The following is a 20350-nucleotide window of genomic DNA, read 5'->3' as shown; positions in this document are numbered from 1 at the left end:
ATTTTTGCGATTTTTTTAGATTATTTTTTGTTAGGTATAGCTATACATGCGATTGGATAAATTTTTATCACAACAATTAGGTATCAGCCGTAACGATGTTGGGCGTGAATTACGAGCTGGTCGGGTTACTGTCGATAATGAAATTATTAAAACAGGGGCATATAAACTGAAACTTGAGCAGACCGTTGCTTATGAAGGAACGGTTCTGGAGCAATTAGATGGCCCACGTTATTTTATGCTGAATAAGCCACAGGGATATGTGTGCTCGACTGATGATCCCACCAATCCGACAATTTTATATTTTATTGATGAGCCTGTTGCCCATAAATTACATTCAGCAGGACGGTTGGATATTGATACAACAGGCTTAGTTTTATTGACTGACGATGGGCAGTGGTCACATCGCATCACTTCACCTAAGCATCATTGTGAAAAAACTTATCTTGTGACACTGGAGAACCCGATTTCAGCGGATACTGAAGAAAAATTTCTCACAGGTATCCGGCTGAATGGGGAAAAAACACTGACGAAGCCCGCCAAATTAGAGATTATCGAGCCTCAGCGTGTACGTCTGACTATCAGTGAAGGGCGGTATCATCAGGTAAAAAGAATGTTCGCTGCTGTTGGAAACCATGTCGTTGAACTCCATCGTGAGCGCATCGGTGATATTTATCTGGATCCTGATTTGGATCCCGGTGAATACAGGATGTTGACAGAGAACGAAATCAAGAGCATAAATATGCCAACAGCTTAATTTTTATCTATTTTATCAAGTTGTTTTGGGAAGAAACGAGTGCAACAACAACGATTATCTTATTTGGGGTTAGTCCTTATTCTTGGGCTAATTTCTATGCTGATGCCACTGGCAATTGATATGTATTTGCCGAGTATGCCAACAATAGCTTCTGATTTCGGCGTCAGTGATGGCAAAGTACAAATGACCCTGAATAGCTATATTTTAGGGTTTGCTATTGGTCAGATAGTTTATGGACCAATGTCTGACAGTCTGGGGCGTAAGCCGGTTATTTTAGGTGGAGTGACTGTTTTTGCAATATCTTCTGCCGCATGTGCTCTGGCTCAAAATATTGACACTTTTATTTCCATGCGGTTTTTGCACGGTTTTGCAGCCGCTGCGGCCAGCGTTGTGATCAATGCCTTAATGCGTGATATATTCACCAAAGATGAATTTTCTCGCAGTATGTCATTTGTGACGCTGGTTATGATCATTGCTCCGCTACTGGCTCCTCTGCTGGGTGGAATAATGATGGTGTGGTTTAACTGGCATGCTATTTTCTGGTCTATTGCAATTGCGGCTGTCATAGCGGCATTGTTAGTAGCAGTTTTTATCAGGGAAACATTACCTAAAGAGAGAAGGCTGCGTTTTAACTTAAAAGTTACTTTAGGGCAGTTTGTGATGCTGTTTAGGCAGCGTCAGGTCTTGTGCTATATTTTGGCAAGTGGTTTTTCTTTTGCCGGGATGTTTTCTTTTCTCAGTGCTGGCTCATTTGTTTATATTCAACTAAATGGTGTCCCTGTGCAGCATTTTGGCTATTACTTCGGGTTGAACATCATCTTTATGTTTGTTATGACAACCATCAATAGCCAATTTGTCCGCAAATATGGTGCATTGAATATGCTGAAATTTGGTGTGTTCGTGCAATTTCTTATGGGGTTATGGCTGTTATTCAGCACGATGCTGGATTTGGGCTTTATTTCTTTGGTATTGGGTGTTGCAATTTATATTAGTTGTATTTCTTTGATTACATCTAACTCAATGGCGGTTGTTTTGGATGGCTATCCCCATATGGCCGGAACGGTCGCATCATTATCAGGAACTTTACGTTTCAGTATTGCTGCTTTGGTTGGAGCAATTTTATCTTCTGCTCCTGAAAAAAGTGCTTGGCCGATGGTTGGTTCAATGGCTTTATGCGTGATATTAGCAATGGCATTGATTGTCTATGCAAGCAGAGCAAAACAATAAAATAATCACATAATTAATAGAAACCACCGGTTGTACAAGGTGGTTTCTTATTTCCATAGACTTCACCTTTCAAATTGCTTTTTTATTGGCTGCACTCGTTTACCTCAGCCACTGTTTTATCAGCATACGGTTATCTATATTCCCGGAGATTATTGAGAGTCTTGTTTTTAGCTGGATAAATTCGTTCCTGACGAAATTGTCTCTCCTTTGTCGTCGCGACCCATCTTGAAATCTGTTGTTTATATACCAGTATCTACGGTTTCTTAAATCACATTTTCATGGTTTGTTCATGAAATCGAGCTGCTATATCAGTATCTGAGTTTTTCCTTCTAAAGTGGGTAGATCCGCACTCAGAAGCAAAAATACCCCAAGAACCCGAAGGAATATTAAGTTTTATTTATTAGATAAATAAAGATATTGAATTAAAAGATAGTCCAATATGGCTGGGTGTTAATTTTATGATGCTAAATGGCTCCATTTTGTTTGTTTTTTGTTAATTTAAGAATGTTAAATATATGACTCTATATGGTAAACATTTTGTTTTTTACTAACCATATGTAATGAAAGGATATTGTAGAAATATTATCGTGTTTTATCGTTAGAAAAAATATCGTTTTGTAAATAAATTTTGAATAAAAAGTTGCCACTTTACATAAAAATAAGTTGAATTTTTTACCAAAACAGTATAAATATATACAAAGTGCGAGTTTGATCTCATTTTTTTCTAAATAAAAGACGAAAAAAGTGTGATGTTGTGATTTTTGTTTTAACTTTTTATTTACTTTTTTGTTGGGTGGTTATTCGGCTTTGAGAAGTCGATAGCCAACAGCTGGTGGTTAGATGTATTAATGTTGTTTCTGATAGGAATAATACGTGAATAATATTCAACTTTCGGTAGTACACAGGCTGCCGCAAAGTTATCGGTGGTCATCTGGTTTTGTCGGGACAAGAGTTGAAATCTTGCCAGAAGAAGAGGCAGATATAGGAAATACCCTGATGGGACTGAAATTGTTAAGCCATGAAGGCGAACATGCATGGGGTATCTTGCATGAGATACATCAGTCTATTTCTGATATGCAAATAATAAGTGCGGTAATTGAGTGGGAAGGTGAGCCGTGTTTGTTTTTTGCTCGAGAGGATGAAAGTGCAGTGATATGTCGGCTGAAGACATTAGGTGCTGCAATTGCTGAAAATATAACAGCATTTTATCCACTTTAACGAATAATAACTGAATAAAAAACGCTTCCGAATGGAGGCGTTTTTTATACTGCAAGAGAAAATATAGGGTAGAAAAAAGAGGCTATATTGAGGCCTTAAGATCATCTGCTAAAACACGGCGTGCACCGTAATAGCGTTTGCTCCAATAAGTATCTGTTAATTTGGAAACCATGACACCACTACTAGTGGAAGCATGCACAAACTGGTTATTACCTATATAGATACCGATATGGCGCCTGTGAACACCTGTCTTAAAGAGTACTAAATCACCCGCTTTTAATTTGGTACGGCTAACTGTCTGACCTATACTCTGTTGCCCTGATGTAGAGCGGGGTAACGCCATACCGAACTGATCATGAAAGGTGCGTTGTACGAAGGCTGAACAATCAATGCCACGTTTCGTATTACCACCGAGCCGATAGGCAACTCCTTTCCAGTCTGCGTATTGGTTAAGGATCTTAGATTTGATATCCAGATTTTTAACCAATGTTTCAAATTCATCCTGAGATGTTTGCAGGAGAAAATGCTTTTGACTGTTCTGACCGTTTACGGTCTGAGTTTCAGGTTTTTTACTACGTATTTGGGAATCTGGAGAACTACATGCGGTCAGTGCCACTGCCGCGATAATTGCGGGAATAAACCGCAATACATATCTCAGTATTGGTTGAGATTTGACCATTATATTAATTTCCCTTGCAGTCCTTAATGTGACTTATCGCCACCACAAAAACACTAAACGTTCTAAAGGCTAGTATAAAGTAGCGAATTGACAAACTTTTCGTCCCTAAAGTGTGTGAAGCCACACATTTTATTAATATCTTTACAAAAGGAGTATTTTAATAAAAAGGACTAGCGGAAGAGTACAGAAACCGTGAGAAAAAAGCGAGAGATAAAAATAATTATTTACAAAAAATTAGATTATAAACTAATAGGTTAGAATTGTTTTGTTTGTTTTTTCTCCGTTGGAGAAAAAGTCTATATTATCGGAGAGATAGTAAGTATCTCCCCGATAATGATTATCTTTTTAGTGAGTACGACCGATATGCGGTAATTTTTTATCTAACCAATCAGCCAAAATGTCACTTAGAGGAGTCAATAATGCCCAGCTCACTCCAACTAAAGTGAGTGATAATGAACCAACAGCAATATCTGTAAACCAATGCGCACCAGCCATAATTCGGGGGAGAGCAAAAGCTATCATAATCAGTAAAGCGATAAAGAATGCCCCACGAGAAATGTATCGAAGGATAAAACAGCTAAAAATTAGCAGCATCAACCCGTGATCTCCCGGGAAGCTATCACCGGAAGCATCTTTGGTATGCCAGCTTGTCATTTCGCTTACACGATTGACGTTTTCAAATGTTAAAGTCGGGCTTGGACGGCTGACAGGGATCTGATGACCAATCTGATTTATGATCACGGCGGTTATCAGCATGACCAGACCAATCATAAAAAGACGGCGTTTTCCTGCGTAATTTTGTTTACGAAATGCGCTATAATAAAGTAAACCCATACATAAGAGTGAGATGACGTCAAATGCTCTTATATTCACGATAGCGACAAATAATGCAAATTTTGAATTTGGGAGTAGTTTTTCATTAAAGTAATGAAAAATGGTGGAGTCAATATGAAACCAAAAGCCGTGATTCTCAGGTAAATACCATGAGAAAAACAGGGCGAAACCAAGCATATTGAGTATAAGTATAGTTAGTGGGCGACTACGGGTCATGTGTTACCTATTTTAATGCGATAATGGGTTTTGGTAGCTAGATTGAGGGTTAGGGCACTATAACAAAAATTAGGGAAAAGAGTAATCATTCGGCTGCGTAATATGTAATCTGTATAGTGTTTATATATTCATATTTTCTATTGATTACATTTCATATCATTATCACATGAATAATATCAAGATATCGAAAAAATAGTTAAATGGCTACCTCAGTAACGATAATATATATTTGGTGTAATTATTGAGCACTGACTATTATTAAATAATTAATTGTTGATTTTTTCATATCCTAATTTGTTAGTATATTATGTTGAATTGTGGTTGGGATAAATAAAACATATAAAGAAATTGTTTCATTTTCCGTTGTATCGTTATATAGATAGCAGAGCGTTAAACCGTTGTCTGGTTTAGGGATTGGCATGGGATTAAAACCGAAAAAGGTAGTGATACCGGTTGCAGAGGTTAAATGCTTATGTTAAAGAACATAGTCATATTTTTGTATATATTTTTATCTTATCCTGTATTGGCTCATTATCCTCCGGATTTAAAATTCAAACCGGATACCTCTCGATCCTTTGATTTTGCTGCTGATGATCCCCCTTGTATATCTGATAATCGAAATAGAGAAACTGAAAAAACAGTAAGCTGGCATAAGTACCACAACAATCAATACATAAGAAAAAATAATACAATTCCCAGAAGAATAGTGGCAATCCATCTTAATGACCAATATATATTAGGACAAAGGGAGTAAGATAGATTGGAGCAAATAAGAATTAGGATTTGTCACTATAACTTATCACTAAATGTTATATAACAATTTTCTAATTTTCTAATTTTCTAATTTTCTTGCTTCGATAATTTTAAAATTTTGTGATTTATTTTAAATTTTATATGAAATTTAACTCAAATATTAGTTGTTAATAACAGTATTTTAAATTAATTAATGAAAGTAGCATCTTTCTTTTTAGCTATAAATTCACCTTTGATATAAATCAATAAAAGGTATTGATGTCGTATTATTTTCACATTAAATATTTATTATGGAGATGAAGGAATAAAAGGTAACTGAGTTTTAGTTAATGGACAAACGAAGTGAGGTCACCATGCAAAATTATCTTAAACTATTAATCAGCGTTTTGTTGTTTTCATGGATTTCTTATGGATATGCACAATCTACAAGTGGGAAAATACACTTTTCAGGCTCTATTGTTGATCCCGGGTGTCAGGTTGTTGTATCAAGTGCTCAGGCCAATATCTCCTGCTATAGAAAGGGTAAAAATATTACGGTAAAACAGATTGTTTCAGTCTACAAAGCAAAAAATCCCGGAAGTATTATCCTTCCCGGTAATATAGGTGTTACTAAAGTGAAATGGACTGATAATAAAAAGCGTTTGGCAATTATTAATGTGGATTATTTTTAATTTAAACAGATAATAAGTTGCTCTTTTATCAGAAAAGAGCAACTTATATCCAAAAACACTGAACTAATCGCAACGTCCCATATAACGACGTTCTGCAATGTGAATGCGGATTTTTTCTCCGGTACTCAGGTATTCAGGAACCTGAATCGACAACCCTGTGCTCATTTTTGCTGGTTTTGTACGGGCACTTGCTGATGCGCCTTTAATTCCCGGTGACGTTTCTTCAATGACCATATCAACAGTTTGTGGTAATTCCAGAGCCAACAGTTGACCTTCCATTGTCATCACTTGCATTCCCGGCAAACCTTCTTCCGGGATAAATAGCAGTTCTTCTTCAATTTGTTCTTTTTTAAAGTGATACGGCGTGAAATCCTCATTATCCATGAAGATATATTCATCGCCATCGATGTACGAAAAACTGACACTACGACGAGTTAATGTAATCGTTTCCAGAATATCATCACCTTTGAAGCGTTCTTCCACTTTCTGACCGGTACGAATATCGGTAAAGCGCATCTTATACAGTGTACTGGCGCCACGTGCGCTGGGTGACTGAATATCAATGTCTTTAACTAATAATAGTTTTCCGTTGTGATTGATTGCGGTTCCGCGTTTAATTTCATTGGCTTTAGCCATAGATACCTTCTGTAATACAGTGGAATAAGGATTTTAGTGGCGACAAAATTACTCGCAGTCAGGAGATTAGGCAAGAAATGAATGCCCCGGTACTTTTACCGGAGCAGGGAAACTTAGTCAGAATCAGCGGTAGGCAGGTAAAAGGTCAAATAAAGACAGAATGTGTACGATTGCATTGATTAGACCAAACAGGATAATAAAAACTATCAGGATATTGCCACCGGGGGCACGATAACTGGCTTGTGGATGGCGCCGACGGCTGGCACGAGCCATCAGTGCCGGCACGATAACTGCCCAGATAGTGGCTGCAAGTCCTGCAAACCCGATTGCATACAGGAAACCATTCGGGAAGAGTAAAGCCAGAACGGTAGGTGGGATAAACGTTATTAAAGCCGTCTTTAAACGTCCTGTATGGCTATCATCAAATCCGAAAAAATCAGCCAGATAATCAAATAATCCAAGCGAAACACCTAAAAATGAGCTAGATAATGCCATATATGAGAAGGCATTTAACAATTGATTTATCGTCTCATTGCCAGACACATTATCCATTTGGTTCAGCAGAGCGCTGACATTACCACCATCAGCAATGACCTGTTTAAATGCTTCACGGGGAATATTTCCTTGAATAGCAAACTGCCACAAAATGTAGATGGTCAGTGCTATCAGAGAGCCATAGAGCATACTGCGGGTAATGGCTTTGACATCCTTATTATAATATTTCACTAACCCTGGTACGTTGCCATGATAGCCAAAGGAAGTCAGTAGATATGGCAATGCCATTAAAGCGTAAGGTAGGTAACTGGTTTCGGTATTTGTCTGATCAAACAATATAGCAGGTTTGACTTCAGTAAACATTCCTCCCACTGACATGATAAATGTGATGACCATACCACCGATTAAAATCGTGCTCAGGCGATCAACGGCTTTGGTTGATAACCAGACAATGAAGGCAACAATAAAGGAAAAAATCAGGCCGGTTCCGGCTTGTGGCAGAGGAATAATGCTATTGAGATTACGAAAAATAATTGAGCCGCCAGCTGAAATATAAGCATAAGTCAGAATATATAAAACAAAGGTAATGGATAACCCAGTGAGTACATTCCAGCCTTTACCCAGCAAATCTTTGGTAATGGTGTGGAAGCTAGCCCCACAGGGGTAATTCATATTGGCTTCTAAGATCATCAGGCTTGAAAAATAGATACAGACCCAAGTGTAAACCAGCAAAATTATTGATCCTGTGAACCATACACCAGAAGTGACGATGGGAATGGAAAACATACCAGCACCGACAGCAGTACCGGCAATGATCATTGCTCCGCCTAATATAGAGGGGCGTTTAAAATTTTGCGTTACCTCAATGGTCATATAGACTCCTGATGAATAAGTGTTACCTTTGTACTAGCGCGACGATACATTAATAAGGAACATGTGTAAACAATTAATCAAGGAGATATGTAAATGGCTTTTGTTTGGTTTCAGATACACTGCTTTTTGTCGATATTGGCAGTGTATCTGCATGTCAGGCAGGCAAATAGAACTTTTTCTCTTGCCAAAGTTTAATTGCATTGCGGCTGGCTTCAAAATGAGGTTCTGGAAGATTATTAGGATCACACCAGATAAGTTGGTTACATTTTTCTGGTTCCATTAGACGCGGTTCTCCGCCGGGATGGTGGGCCATCAGGCAGACAGAAATAGTATGCTTTCCTTCTTCACGGTAGGTTTGGATGTTATTGCAGATCCCATAAACTTGCGGATTTTGAATGTCTAAGCCAATTTCTTCCTGAATTTCACGGATAGCACATTCTTCAAATGTTTCACCGGGATCAACATGTCCGCCAAATATTGACCAGTACGGGGCATGTTTACCCGTCCGCTTTCCCAGCAAAATTTCACCTTTATCATTAATGATAATGACACCAACTCCAACAACCACTGACATTGATTTATTCCTTTGCTCGTAAAGTTTTTCTCTGTGGGGGAAACTTTAAATTAACTGAAGGCCTTTTTTCTTCATCGGATAAAAAATTATCGGTTGTCGATATTTTTACTTTTGGATTGAGATAACACAATGACCAATCTGATATTAAATTTAACTGAAACGATTCAATTTTGATGTTATAAATAGTCGAGGAATTTTAATGTGATTTATGACTATTTATTCAGGAGATACTGGGCAAGATGAGCCGTCGAGTTGCCACAATAACCTTAAATCCAGCTTATGATTTAGTTGGCCTGTGTCCAGATATTATTAAAGGAACCGTTAATCGTGTACGCACCGCAGGGTTACATGCTGCCGGAAAAGGTAATAATGTTGCGAAGGTACTACGTGATTTGGGTATTGATGTCACCGTCAGCGGTTTTCTGGGAAAAGAAAATCAGGACGGTTTTCAACATTTTTTCGATGAAAATAAGATGATCAACCGTTTTCATTTAGTTTCTGGTAGAACACGTATCAATGTGAAACTGACGGAAAAATATGGTGATGTGACCGATTTTAATTTCTCAGGTTTCCATGTGACAGAGAAGGAATGGGAGCAGTTTATTACTGATTCCCTCTCATGGCTGGGGCAATTTGATATGGTTGTGGTTAGCGGTAGCTTGCCTGAGGGAGTTTCGCCTGAATCATTTACCGATTGGATGAAACAGTTACAGCAATGTTGTCCCTGTATTATTTTTGACAGTAGCCGTGAAGCATTTTCAGCTGGCCTCAAAGCAACGCCATGGCTGGTGAAACCGAATCGTTATGAATTAGAAATCTGGGCGGGTAAACCATTGCCGGATTTAGATAGCATTATTGACGCTGCTCATGAGTTGCGCCAAAAAGGGATCGCCCATGTCGTTATTTCACTGGGTGAGCAAGGAGCATTGTGGGTGAATGCTTCCGGCGCATGGCTGGCAAAACCACCTCATTGTGACGTCATCAGTACTGTTGGTGCCGGAGATTCTATGGTTGGTGGGTTGGTTTATGGTTTACTGATGCGTGAATCCAGTGAACATACATTGCGCCTGGCAACCGCAGTTTCTGCTCTGACGGTTAGCCAGCCTGATGTAGGGATCAGAAGTCGCACTGAGCTGGCATCAATGATGTCGAAAATCCAATTGACACCTGTCAGATAATTAACTTTGCTGTGATTTTAGCCATGCAATTTCCTGATCCCAGATATCCGGATTGATCGTTTCAAGTATCAGAGGAATGCCATTGAAACGATCATCTTTCATGATATAGCTGAAGGGGATTTTTCCTATGTTGCCTTCACCAAGGCTGTGATGTCGGTCAACACGGCTGGAAAACTCGCTTTTGGCATCATTGAGATGCATGGCTCGCAGGTATTTGAAACCGACAATATCGTCGAATGCTTTGAATGTGGCATCGCAATTTTGCTCGGTACGTAAGTCATAACCGGCAGCAAAAGCGTGACAGGTATCGATACAGACACCAACCCGGCTTTTATCTTCAACGCCCTCAATAATGGCTGCCAGATGTTCAAATTTGAAGCCCAGATTAGTGCCTTGCCCGGCAGTATTTTCAATCACTGCCGTGACCCCCTGAGTTTGGTCTAGCACAATATTGATAGATTCAGCGATACGGGCCAGACATTTATCGATATCAATTTTTTTCAGGTGACTGCCGGGATGGAAATTAAGTAAATCAATTCCTAGTTGCTCACAACGCTGCATTTCATCAAGGAATGCAGCACGGGATTTTTCCAGTCCTTCAGATTCCGGATGACCCAGATTAATCAGGTAACTATCATGAGGAAGGATCTGACCTTTACCGTAACCGTAACGCTCACAACCCGCCTTAAATTTATCAATGACTTCTGTTGACAGGGGAGGGGCATTCCATTGACGCTGATTTTTTGTGAATAAGGCAAAAGCAGACGCTTTCAATTCATGGGCTCGAATCACTGCCTGATCCACACCACCCGCAGCGCTCACATGGGCTCCAACAAATTTCATATCTTTCTCCTGTTCTGTTTCATTAATTATGCATTGTTCTTGTTGTTAATGAAATTCTGTAAGACGGATATAGCCAGTCGGGTGATACGCTGAAAAGTGACATTGTTTTTTTCAGGTGAAAATTTCAGCCAAGTAAATGATGAATCCCTTTGTTGATGATCAATCCTCCAACCATCAGCCAGATAAACAAAAGGAAGGCTAACAAAATAGGCTTGGTTCCGGCCTGACGAATAGCACTGATATGCGTTGTTAACCCTAAAGCAGCCATAGCCATTGCCAGCAGAACAGTATCAATGGTTATGATATAGCTGACAATGGGCTCTGGTAATAAATGGAAAGAGTTGAAAGCTGCCATGACAATAAAAAAGATGGCAAACCATGGGATGGTAATTGGCGATTTTCCATGATCATTGACACAGTTTTTAGATTTCACCCGACTAAGATAACCCGAAAGTAGTAATAAAAAGGGCGCGAGCATCATGACACGGATCATTTTGCTGATAACAGCAGTGTCTTCGGCTGCATTTCCTTGTGTGTGACCAACGGCAACGACTTGGGCAACTTCATGAATAGTTGAGCCAGAAAATAGGCCAAACTCTACCTGAGAGAAAGGAAACCATTGGTAATAAATGTTGAGTTGATAAAACCAGGGATAAATAAAGATGGCAAGGGTGCCGAATATCACGACGGTAGAAATAGCAACAGCAACTTTGTCGGCAGAGGCTTTTACGACAGGCTCAGTAGCCATGATTGCGGCAGCACCACAGATACTGCTACCCGCTCCGATTAGCATGACAGTCTGACTATCTATTTTGAAAAAAACACGTCCGAGCCATAACGCTATAAAGAAAGTGGAAGAAAGCATAATGACATCAATCAATATGCCGGCTATACCGACATCAGCTATCTGCTGGAATGTCAGCCGAAAACCATAAAGAATGATGCCGGCTCTTAACAGATAGTGTTTAGTGAAATTAATTCCATTACCACAGATTGGTTTTAATGAAGGATATAACGTATTTCCAATAATAATTCCCATCAGAATCGCGATAGTCAGGACACTGAGTCCCATATTAATGAGTAGAGGAAGCTGGCTCAAATAGGTGGCGGCGGCGGTCAGTATTGCTGTTAGTATCAGCCCGGGAAGGAGTCGCAGTAAGGGATGACAATGAATAGTGCCCGTTTTATTAAGTGGATTTTCAAGCACTGTTTTACTCTTAGACATAGTTGTCGCTCATATCGCTTATATGTTTTATGAATAAGCATATAGCAAATCGTTTAATCGTAAAAATTGATTATATTTATATGATTAATTATTAAAAAAGATAGATAGAGCATGACTTTTGTTAAGTTGCGTAATAGTGTCTAGAATCAAGGTTATCTTATCATTTCAATTTACTTTTATGTTTCCCGCGAGGCCATATGCGTATCACTCTGAGACAGCTGGAGATTTTTGCAGAAGTTCTGAAAAGTGGTTCAACGACACAGGCTTCTCAACAATTAGCTTTATCACAATCTGCGGTGAGTGCTTCACTGACAGATCTTGAAGGTCAATTGGGAGTACAGCTTTTTGACAGGGTTGGAAAACGACTGGTTACTAATGAACATGGTCGCTTGCTTTACCCAAAAGCTCTGGCGTTACTTGAGCAGACTGGAGAGGTGGAACAGCTTTTTAAATTGGAAATGGGAGCACTGCGGCTGGCAGCCAGTAGCACGATTGGTAATTATATGTTGCCTGAAATGCTGGCGAAATATCGTAAGGAGTATCCAGATACGCCGCTGGAATTACATATCAGCAATACTGAAGATGTCATTAAATCGGTTGCCGAATTCCGGGTCGATTTGGCATTTATTGAAGGGTTGTGTCATAACCCGGATTTAATTACCCAGCCATGGATGAAAGATGAGCTGATTGTTTTTTCTCCACCAGAAAGTCCGCTTGTGCGTTCCAATCTGACTTTGGAAGATTTAATTAAAGCTCCCTGGATATTGAGGGAAAAAGGCTCAGGAACACGGGAAGTGCTTGATCAGTTGCTTTTTTCACAAATGCCCAGATTCAATATTGCCATGGAGCTGGGGAACTCAGAAGCAATTAAACACGCAGTCCAGTATGGTATGGGGATCAGTTGTCTGTCACGCCGGGTTGTCCGAGAACAACTGAAAAACGGCACACTGGTTGAACTGGTGATACCGGGTCTAAATCTTTATCGTACGCTTTATCTGATTTATCACCGACAGAAACATATATCTAATGCGTTACAAAAGTTATTAAGCTACTGTCAGTGATGCTGAGCCAATGCCATGAAATTAAAGAATTAATGTACCTATAATCGTGTAGCTTATAATTAAGGGCTGATCATGAAGGTATCTTATAACCGCCAATCGCCGCTATTCTGGGGACGAGGATTTGTTACAATTCCGCATTAGAAATTATTCTCGATGATATAGGAATATAATGTCTCAAGAACAAAGCGTGCCACAGGAGCAGGCGCCCAAAAATCTGCGTCGTGAGCTAAAAGCACGACATATGGCGATGATAGCCATTGGCGGTTCAATTGGTACGGGGCTATTTGTTGCTTCCGGAGCAACAATTTCACAGGCTGGCCCCGGCGGAGCCCTGCTTTCATATGCGCTGATCGGCCTGATGGTCTATTTCCTGATGACCAGTCTGGGTGAATTGGCTGCTTACATGCCGGTTTCCGGGTCATTTTCCACTTATGGCTCAAAGTATGTTGATGAAGGCTTTGGTTTCGCATTGGGCTGGAACTACTGGTATAACTGGGCTGTTACGATCGCGGTTGACCTTGTCGCTGCCCAGTTGGTTATGGGGTACTGGTTTCCGGATGCGCCGGGGTGGATATGGAGTGCCTTGTTCCTCAGCCTGATTTTCCTGCTGAATTTCATCTCAGTAAAAAGCTTCGGTGAGGCAGAATATTGGTTCTCTTTGATTAAAGTTTCTACGGTGATTGTTTTCATTATCGTCGGTATTTTAATGATCGTCGGTATTATGAAAGGTGCAGAAGGGGCTGGGTGGCATAACTGGACTATAGGTGAGGCACCATTTGCTGGTGGATTTGCGGCCATGATTGGGGTTGCCATGATTGTCGGTTTCTCATTTCAGGGGACTGAACTGATTGGGATTACCGCCGGAGAATCAAAAGATCCTGCCAAAAACATTCCCCGTGCTGTGCGTAAGGTATTCTGGCGTATCTTATTATTCTATGTATTCGCCATTTTAATCATTAGCCTGATTATTCCTTATACTGACCCAAGTTTGTTAAGAAATGACGTAAAAGACATCAGTGTCAGCCCTTTCACGCTGGTTTTTGAAAACGCAGGTCTGTTGTCAGCCGCAGCGGTAATGAACGCCGTGATTTTAACCGCAGTGCTTTCTGCCGGAAACTCAGGAATGTATGCTTCTACCCGCATGTTATTTACATTGGCACGGGAAGGTAAGGCACCTAAGATTTTTGGACATTTGTCAAAAGGCGGTGTTCCTCGTAATGCACTTTATGCCACAACTGTAGTTGCAGGATTATGCTTTCTAAGCTCCATGTTCGGTAACCAGACAGTGTATCTGTGGCTGTTGAATACCTCGGGTATGACCGGATTTATTGCATGGCTTGGTATTGCAATAAGCCATTATCGTTTCCGTAAAGGGTATGTTGCTCAGGGGCGTAATATCAACGAACTGCCCTATGTCTCCGGCTTTTTCCCTGTCGGGCCAATTTTTGCCTTTGCTTTGTGTCTGTTGATCACCTTAGGCCAGAACTATCAGGCATTTTTGCAGGATACGATAGACTGGTACGGTGTTACGGCGACTTATATTGGTATTCCGTTATTCTTGCTCATTTGGTTTGGCTATAAACTGAAAAATAAAACACGTTTCGTCAAATACAATGAGATGGACTTTCCGGCGATAAAGCATACATACCATGAATAAAATGTTAATAATAATTTGATAAAATGATACTTATTGATTAAGACATTATTATTTTTATTTTGCAAACAACTGCCTGTTCTGTGATGGAATCGGCAGTTTTTATTTTTCATGGATTTAAAGCAAAATTATCGTCATTAAATTTCGGATATACCGAATCAATCGCATTGATAAGTATTCTTATTTGCTTTATTGTTAACGGCAAAATTATTGCTTGAAGAGGCTAACTAAAGTGAAGTTTGGATTTCAGACAGTCGTGAAAGGCGCGAGTATCAGCCTATTGGCAAGCTCTGCGATGATGACCAGTTTTGCATGGGCCGAAACAGTCACTGATGTTGCTGGGCGTACTGTAGAAGTGCCTGCAAAGGTGAACCGTATCCTATTGGGTGAAGGCCGTTTATTCCATTCAGTCGCAGTGTTAGAAGGAGATAAACCTCTGGCGCGTATTGTTGGCTGGCAGGGTGATTTCCGCAAGCTTGATCCACAAACCTACTCTATCTATAAAGCAAAATTCCCTGAAATTGACAACATTCCCCTGATAGGCAATACCACTGCTGATACTGTCAGTTCTGAAAAAGTACTGACTCTTAATCCCGATGTGGCTATTTTTGGTTTATCCGGTCATGGCCCGGGCAAACACAGCGAACTGGTTAAACAATTAGAAAAAGCAGGCGTTCCTGTTGTTTTTGTCGATTTCCGTAATGACCCACTGAAAAACACTCTGCCGAGCATTCGCATGCTGGGTAAAGTACTGCACCGTGAGGAGCAGGCAAACGCTTATGCTGATTTTTATGAAAAGAATCAGAAACTGGTCACTGATATTACCAGTCGTATTCCGGCAGAGCAGAAACCGTCAGTCTTTATTGAGCTGAGAGCAGGTTCTATCGAAGACTGTTGTGGTACTGCGGGCAATGGCAACATGGGTAATTTCATTGACCTTGCAGGCGGTAAAAACATTGCTAAAGAGGTTCTGCCAGTTCCACTGGGTACTATGAATCTGGAAAAAGTGATTACGGCTGATCCTTATATCTACATTGCCAGCGGTGCTCAGGATCCCGGTGAGAAAGGTGAAGGTATCCAGATGGGGGCTCAGACTTCTCCAGAAACTGCCCTCGCTGGTTTGAAAGCGATGACAGAGCGCAGAGGTATCAATACCCTGACAGCGGTGAAAGAAGGCCGTACTCATGCTATTTGGCATCATTACTACAATTCACCTTATAACGTTGTAGTCACACAAGTTTTTGCTAAGTGGTTTTATCCTGAACAATTTGCTGATTTAGATCCACAGCAGACATTAAAAGACCTTCACACTAAGTTCCTGGCAATAGAACCAGCAGGCACATATTGGGTCAGTGAAAAATAAGCAGTAACAGGTAATAGAAATGAGTGTCACTACCGAGCCTATGCCAATGATGAAACAACAGAACGAGTGTGATATCAAAGCACACTATCGTCATATCCTGCATCGACGTATTGCATGGATGTTGTTGCTAATTTTGGTTATCGGCGTCTCTTTAGTATTAGATTTTACAATGGGGCCATCAGGGTTATCTTTATCAGCTCTCTGGCAGACTCTGGTTTCACCGGAGAGCGTGGATGCAGGAACCCGGGTAATTGTCTGGGATATCCGATTACCTTATGCCTTGATGGCGGTAGTGGTTGGTTTATCATTGGGCCTGGCGGGTGCAGAAATGCAAACTATTTTGAATAACCCGCTGGCCAGCCCGTTTACTCTGGGTGTTTCCAATGCCGCCTCTTTTGGTGCGGCATTAGCAATTGTACTGGGTATTGGTATTCCGGGCATACCTGATCAATGGCTTATTTCTGCAAATGCTTTTATTTTTGCGTTGTTAGCTGCTTTGATGCTTGATGGCATTACGCGCTGGACAAAAGTTGCAACATCTGGCGTGGTGCTCTTTGGTATTGCTATGGTCTTTACCTTCAATGCGCTGGTTTCCATGATGCAGTTTATTGCAACGGAAGATACGTTGCAGGGTCTGGTTTTCTGGACGATGGGCAGCCTTTCAAAAGCAACGTGGTTAAAACTGGGTGTTATGTTGCTGGTGCTCTTGATCCTTATGCCTGTTTCTATGATGAACTCCTGGAAACTGACTGCATTACGTTTAGGAGAAGATAGGGCGACCAGCTTTGGTATCAATATCCGTCGTCTTCGTCTGGGAACGCTTTTGCGTATCAGTATCTTGACTGCATTGGCGGTGGCATTTGTCGGGCCGATTGCTTTTATTGGTCTGATTGCTCCTCATATTGCCAGATTAATGTTTGGTGAAGATCACCGTTTCTACCTACCTGCAAGTGCGTTAATTGGTGCGCTGGTATTATCGATAGCATCGATTGCATCTAAAAATTTAATTCCCGGAGTCATTATACCTGTTGGCATTGTGACATCTTTGGTGGGTGTACCTTTCTTCCTGAGCATTGTTTTGCGCCATAGGGGGAGTGTATGAGCCAAGGGTTAAAAATAAGCCGGTTTACGGCTGGTTATCCCAAACACCCAGTTATTGAAAATCTGGATGCTAACCCATTGCCTCGGGGTAAAATTACCGTATTACTCGGGCCGAATGGTAGTGGAAAGTCAACATTACTGCGTTCACTGGCTGGTTTAAACAAAGCTAATGGTGCTTTGTTGCTGGATGGGCAGGATTTGATGCAAATGAATTTTGCCCAACGTGCGCAGAATGTCGTTTATTTGCCTCAGTCGTTACCTGCGGGTGTCCATCTACATGTACTGGAATCTGTTATTGTTGCCCAGCGCGCATCAGGTGGGACAAGTGGTGACCAATGCGAACAGGAAGTTATGGCGCTGTTACGTCAGCTTGGTATTGAACATTTAGCTTTAAGCTATTTAGATCAATTATCAGGTGGACAAAAACAATTGGTCGGTTTGGCACAATCATTAATCAGAAAGCCGACATTATTATTATTAGATGAACCATTAAGTGCACTGGATTTAAATTACCAGTATCACGTTATGGATTTGGTCGCACGTGAAACACGTCGCCGGAATATTATTACCGTGGTTGTTGTACACGATATTAATATTGCGCTGCGTCATGGTGACCATATATTAATGTTAAAAAAGGGTGAATTAATTTCTGAGGGTTTACCAGAACAGGTCATTACACCTGATAGTCTGGCTCAGGTATATGGTGTCAAGGGGCGGATAGAGCATTGTTCTCAGGGAGTGCCTCAAGTATTAATTGATGGCCTTGTAACGGATTTGGCCAGCTAAAATAATAAAAAGCATAAACTGTTTTATTAAAACTGTAGAGTAAATAAAAATAACACTGGTGGGGATAAGAGTACTTATCCCTGCACTTTGAGTTTATGTCGATTATCCAGATTAATTAAATTGTTCTATTCTACCTTTTGGAGAATCGGGAATGGTCGTTTTTGCAAAGAAAAAAGTCGTCTTAGGTATTATTGCTGCTATTTCATCTAGTGCTGTTTTAGCTGCTAATGCAGCGAATAATGGTGAAGATAAAATTATTGTTACTACTGCTTCAGGCTTCCAACAAAAAATTGAAGATGCGCCAGCCTCTATTTCAGTGGTCAGCCGTGAACAATTGGAAACTAAAGCCTACCGTGATGTAACGGATGCACTGAAAGATGTGCCGGGAGTTATGGTTACTGGTGGTGGAAGTGGCAGTGATATCAGCATTCGTGGTATGTCATCAAAATATACTATGATTCTGGTGGATGGTAAGCGTGTTGATACTCGCCGTACTCGGCCAAACAGTGATGGTGCAGGTATTGAGCAGGGTTGGTTGCCGCCATTAGCATCCATTGAGCGCGTTGAAGTTGTCCGTGGGCCAATGTCTTCCCTTTATGGTTCTGATGCCATGGGTGGTGTTATCAATATCATTACCCGTAAAGTGCATAAAGAATGGAACGGTAGCTTACGTGCAGATACCACTCTGACCGAGCGCAAAAAATCAGGTAATAGCTATCAAACCAGTGCGTATGTAGCAGGGCCGTTGATTGATGGCTTACTGGGCGTTAAGGCGACGGGCTTATTCTCTCATCGTAATGAAGATAAGTTTATCAGCGGTTATAAAAAGCAAGAGATGCGTAATGGCACGGTAGCACTGTCTTTAACACCGGATGAACAAAATAGCTTTGAGTTTGAAGCCGGTCGTTATGAGCAGGATCGTGATTCTACGATTGGTAAGACTCGTACTTGTAGAAAAAATGGTTGTGAAGATGATATCAGCCGTTATAAACGCAATAATTATTCGATAACACATAATGGTGTTTATGACTTTGGTACAATGACGTCTTATATTCAGCGGGATGAGTCGAAAAACCCTGAACGTATGATGAAATTCGCGGATACAATGTTTAGCAATCAGACTACATTTAATTTAGGTGATAATACATTAAGTGTCGGTGGGCAATATCGTTACGAAAATCTGCACGATCGTGAAAATGATACGATGGCTGCAAAAGGGATAGATAATATCACTCGCTGGAGTTGGGCATTATTTGCTGAAGATGAATGGCAAATCACCAACGATTTTTCCCTGACAGCAGGAGCGCGTCTGGATAAAGATCAGCTTTTTGGTGCTCATGTCACTCCTCGTTTGTACGGTGTCTGGCATGCTGATGAACAATGGACTATTAAAGGTGGTGTTACAACGGGTTATCGTTCACCTGAATTGCGCCAGGTTGCACCTAATTGGCTGCATGGAACAGGAGGAGGATATTCGAATGGAGTGATTGAAAGCAATCCATCCCTGAAACCAGAGAAAAGCATTAATGAAGAAATTGGTGTTATCTGGAATAACCAAGATGGTCTCAATATCGGCGTTACCGTCTTTAATACAGACTTCAAAGATAAAATCACAGAGTTCCGCCTTTGTAACGATACAGCCACATGTAATTCAATTGGTAAGGACTATGATTTTGTCAGCCAGAACATAAACGTCGATAAAGCCAACATTCGTGGTGTAGAAACCACTTTGAACTGGGATATCGTAGAGAATTTATCATTGGCAGCAAACTACACCTACTCTCACTCTAAGCAGAAGACAGGGAATTTTAAGGGCCAGCCACTGAACAAGATACCTACACATATGGCTAATGCAACGTTAAGCTGGCAGACCTTACCAGAAATGGAAACGTGGACACGCCTCAATTTCCGTGGAAAAACGAAGAATTATCTGGCTCGAGCCTCAATGCGAAACGGTACACCTTCTTATGCCTTTGTTGATATGGGTGTGACTTATAGCATAATGAAGAACTTACGTGTATTGGGTGGCGTTTACAACGTATTTGATAAACAAGTGACTGATAAAGTACACGGTGCAACCCTTGATGGCCGCCGTTACCAAGTCGGCATTAATTATGACTTCTAATTAACATTTAATTTATTATTAATTAAAGTCATTATAATTAACGCTTAAATCAATATTAAATCTGCTCTTTATCAGAATTATGAT

18 protein-coding genes are annotated in these 20350 nt (G+C 40.6%); 11 read left to right on the top strand and 7 right to left on the bottom strand.

Going from position 1 to position 20350, the window contains the following annotated elements; translation table 11 throughout:
• Positions 1-46 precede the first annotated feature (46 nt).
• From rsuA to AACS92_RS09535, 3 genes are all read left to right on the top strand, one after another.
• Positions 47-754 (top strand): 16S rRNA pseudouridine(516) synthase RsuA, encoded by a 708-nt coding sequence (rsuA, locus tag AACS92_RS09545; protein ID WP_099110988.1) that lies wholly within the window; start codon positions 47-49, stop codon positions 752-754.
• A 39-nt stretch (positions 755-793) separates the two neighbouring features.
• On the top strand, positions 794-1981 hold the full coding sequence (locus AACS92_RS09540; RefSeq protein ID WP_099110987.1) for a Bcr/CflA family multidrug efflux MFS transporter: 1188 nt from the start codon (positions 794-796) through the stop codon (positions 1979-1981).
• 873 nt (positions 1982-2854) lie between these two features.
• Positions 2855-3199, top strand: coding sequence for a YejG family protein (locus AACS92_RS09535; RefSeq protein WP_099110986.1), 345 nt, complete (start codon positions 2855-2857; stop codon positions 3197-3199).
• A gap of 82 nt (positions 3200-3281) precedes the next feature.
• Here the strand turns inward: AACS92_RS09535 and mepS are convergent, their stop codons facing one another.
• Both mepS and AACS92_RS09525 read right to left on the bottom strand, forming a co-directional pair.
• On the bottom strand, positions 3282-3878 hold the full coding sequence (mepS, locus tag AACS92_RS09530; protein WP_099110985.1) for a bifunctional murein DD-endopeptidase/murein LD-carboxypeptidase: 597 nt from the start codon (positions 3876-3878) through the stop codon (positions 3282-3284).
• A gap of 345 nt (positions 3879-4223) precedes the next feature.
• Positions 4224-4928, bottom strand: coding sequence for a phosphatase PAP2 family protein (locus AACS92_RS09525; RefSeq protein WP_099110984.1), 705 nt, complete (start codon positions 4926-4928; stop codon positions 4224-4226).
• Between the two features lie 1106 nt (positions 4929-6034).
• Between AACS92_RS09525 and AACS92_RS09520 the strand changes: the two genes are divergently transcribed.
• Positions 6035-6352, top strand: coding sequence for a type 1 fimbrial protein (locus AACS92_RS09520; RefSeq protein ID WP_099110995.1), 318 nt, complete (start codon positions 6035-6037; stop codon positions 6350-6352).
• 63 nt (positions 6353-6415) lie between these two features.
• Here AACS92_RS09520 and yeiP read toward each other — a convergent pair whose 3' ends face one another.
• The 3 genes from yeiP to AACS92_RS09505 all read right to left on the bottom strand — a co-directional run bounded on the left by yeiP (position 6416) and on the right by AACS92_RS09505 (position 8930).
• Positions 6416-6988, bottom strand: coding sequence for an elongation factor P-like protein YeiP (gene yeiP / locus AACS92_RS09515; protein ID WP_099110982.1), 573 nt, complete (start codon positions 6986-6988; stop codon positions 6416-6418).
• Between the two features lie 123 nt (positions 6989-7111).
• Positions 7112-8356, bottom strand: coding sequence for a tryptophan permease (gene mtr / locus AACS92_RS09510; protein ID WP_099110981.1), 1245 nt, complete (start codon positions 8354-8356; stop codon positions 7112-7114).
• 154 nt (positions 8357-8510) lie between these two features.
• A complete protein-coding gene (locus AACS92_RS09505; protein WP_099110980.1) occupies positions 8511-8930 on the bottom strand; it encodes a nucleotide triphosphate diphosphatase NUDT15 in 420 nt (139 codons plus the stop codon).
• Between the two features lie 239 nt (positions 8931-9169).
• Between AACS92_RS09505 and fruK the strand changes: the two genes are divergently transcribed.
• Positions 9170-10108 (top strand): 1-phosphofructokinase, encoded by a 939-nt coding sequence (gene fruK / locus AACS92_RS09500; RefSeq protein WP_099110979.1) that lies wholly within the window; start codon positions 9170-9172, stop codon positions 10106-10108.
• Here fruK and nfo read toward each other — a convergent pair whose 3' ends face one another.
• A complete protein-coding gene (gene nfo, locus AACS92_RS09495; protein WP_099110978.1) occupies positions 10109-10951 on the bottom strand; it encodes a deoxyribonuclease IV in 843 nt (280 codons plus the stop codon).
• A gap of 124 nt (positions 10952-11075) precedes the next feature.
• A complete protein-coding gene (locus AACS92_RS09490) occupies positions 11076-12176 on the bottom strand; it encodes a YeiH family protein (protein ID WP_099110977.1) in 1101 nt (366 codons plus the stop codon).
• Positions 12177-12373: 197 nt separating this feature from the next.
• Between AACS92_RS09490 and yieE the strand changes: the two genes are divergently transcribed.
• The 6 genes from yieE to AACS92_RS09460 all read left to right on the top strand — a co-directional run bounded on the left by yieE (position 12374) and on the right by AACS92_RS09460 (position 20266).
• Positions 12374-13237, top strand: a complete 864-nt coding sequence (gene yieE / locus AACS92_RS09485; RefSeq protein WP_099110976.1) for a DNA-binding transcriptional regulator YeiE — start codon at positions 12374-12376, stop codon at positions 13235-13237.
• Between the two features lie 169 nt (positions 13238-13406).
• A complete protein-coding gene (locus AACS92_RS09480; protein ID WP_099110975.1) occupies positions 13407-14894 on the top strand; it encodes an amino acid permease in 1488 nt (495 codons plus the stop codon).
• A 229-nt stretch (positions 14895-15123) separates the two neighbouring features.
• Positions 15124-16254, top strand: coding sequence for an ABC transporter substrate-binding protein (locus tag AACS92_RS09475; protein ID WP_099110974.1), 1131 nt, complete (start codon positions 15124-15126; stop codon positions 16252-16254).
• A 19-nt stretch (positions 16255-16273) separates the two neighbouring features.
• Positions 16274-17356, top strand: a complete 1083-nt coding sequence (locus AACS92_RS09470; RefSeq protein WP_099110973.1) for a FecCD family ABC transporter permease — start codon at positions 16274-16276, stop codon at positions 17354-17356.
• Positions 17353-18141, top strand: coding sequence for an ABC transporter ATP-binding protein (locus tag AACS92_RS09465; RefSeq protein WP_099110972.1), 789 nt, complete (start codon positions 17353-17355; stop codon positions 18139-18141). The genes AACS92_RS09470 and AACS92_RS09465 overlap by 4 nt, the downstream gene beginning before the upstream one ends.
• 151 nt (positions 18142-18292) lie before the next feature.
• Positions 18293-20266: a ligand-gated channel protein gene (locus tag AACS92_RS09460; RefSeq protein ID WP_099110971.1), complete on the top strand. Its 1974-nt coding sequence runs from the start codon at positions 18293-18295 to the stop codon at positions 20264-20266.
• Positions 20267-20350: the final 84 nt, after the last annotated feature.

It is taken from the genome of Xenorhabdus sp. KJ12.1 (genome assembly GCF_963876495.1).
GTDB lineage: Bacteria > Pseudomonadota > Gammaproteobacteria > Enterobacterales > Enterobacteriaceae > Xenorhabdus > Xenorhabdus stockiae.
Note: the sequence above shows the minus strand (reverse complement) of the source record. Positions and strands in the feature narration are given on the sequence as shown.

Bases quoted from the DNA above. Each gene is read 5' to 3' on its own strand.
- rsuA (WP_099110988.1), top strand. From the start codon at position 47: ATGCGATTGGATAAATTTTTATCACAACAATTAGGTATCAGCCGTAAC.
- mepS (WP_099110985.1), bottom strand. From the start codon at position 3,878: ATGGTCAAATCTCAACCAATACTGAGATATGTATTGCGGTTTATTCCC.
- AACS92_RS09525 (WP_099110984.1), bottom strand. From the start codon at position 4,928: ATGACCCGTAGTCGCCCACTAACTATACTTATACTCAATATGCTTGGT.
- AACS92_RS09520 (WP_099110995.1), top strand. From the start codon at position 6,035: ATGCAAAATTATCTTAAACTATTAATCAGCGTTTTGTTGTTTTCATGG.
- yeiP (WP_099110982.1), bottom strand. From the start codon at position 6,988: ATGGCTAAAGCCAATGAAATTAAACGCGGAACCGCAATCAATCACAAC.
- mtr (WP_099110981.1), bottom strand. From the start codon at position 8,356: ATGACCATTGAGGTAACGCAAAATTTTAAACGCCCCTCTATATTAGGC.
- AACS92_RS09505 (WP_099110980.1), bottom strand. From the start codon at position 8,930: ATGTCAGTGGTTGTTGGAGTTGGTGTCATTATCATTAATGATAAAGGT.
- fruK (WP_099110979.1), top strand. From the start codon at position 9,170: ATGAGCCGTCGAGTTGCCACAATAACCTTAAATCCAGCTTATGATTTA.
- nfo (WP_099110978.1), bottom strand. From the start codon at position 10,951: ATGAAATTTGTTGGAGCCCATGTGAGCGCTGCGGGTGGTGTGGATCAG.
- AACS92_RS09490 (WP_099110977.1), bottom strand. From the start codon at position 12,176: ATGTCTAAGAGTAAAACAGTGCTTGAAAATCCACTTAATAAAACGGGC.
- yieE (WP_099110976.1), top strand. From the start codon at position 12,374: ATGCGTATCACTCTGAGACAGCTGGAGATTTTTGCAGAAGTTCTGAAA.
- AACS92_RS09480 (WP_099110975.1), top strand. From the start codon at position 13,407: ATGTCTCAAGAACAAAGCGTGCCACAGGAGCAGGCGCCCAAAAATCTG.
- AACS92_RS09470 (WP_099110973.1), top strand. From the start codon at position 16,274: ATGAGTGTCACTACCGAGCCTATGCCAATGATGAAACAACAGAACGAG.
- AACS92_RS09465 (WP_099110972.1), top strand. From the start codon at position 17,353: ATGAGCCAAGGGTTAAAAATAAGCCGGTTTACGGCTGGTTATCCCAAA.
- AACS92_RS09460 (WP_099110971.1), top strand. From the start codon at position 18,293: ATGGTCGTTTTTGCAAAGAAAAAAGTCGTCTTAGGTATTATTGCTGCT.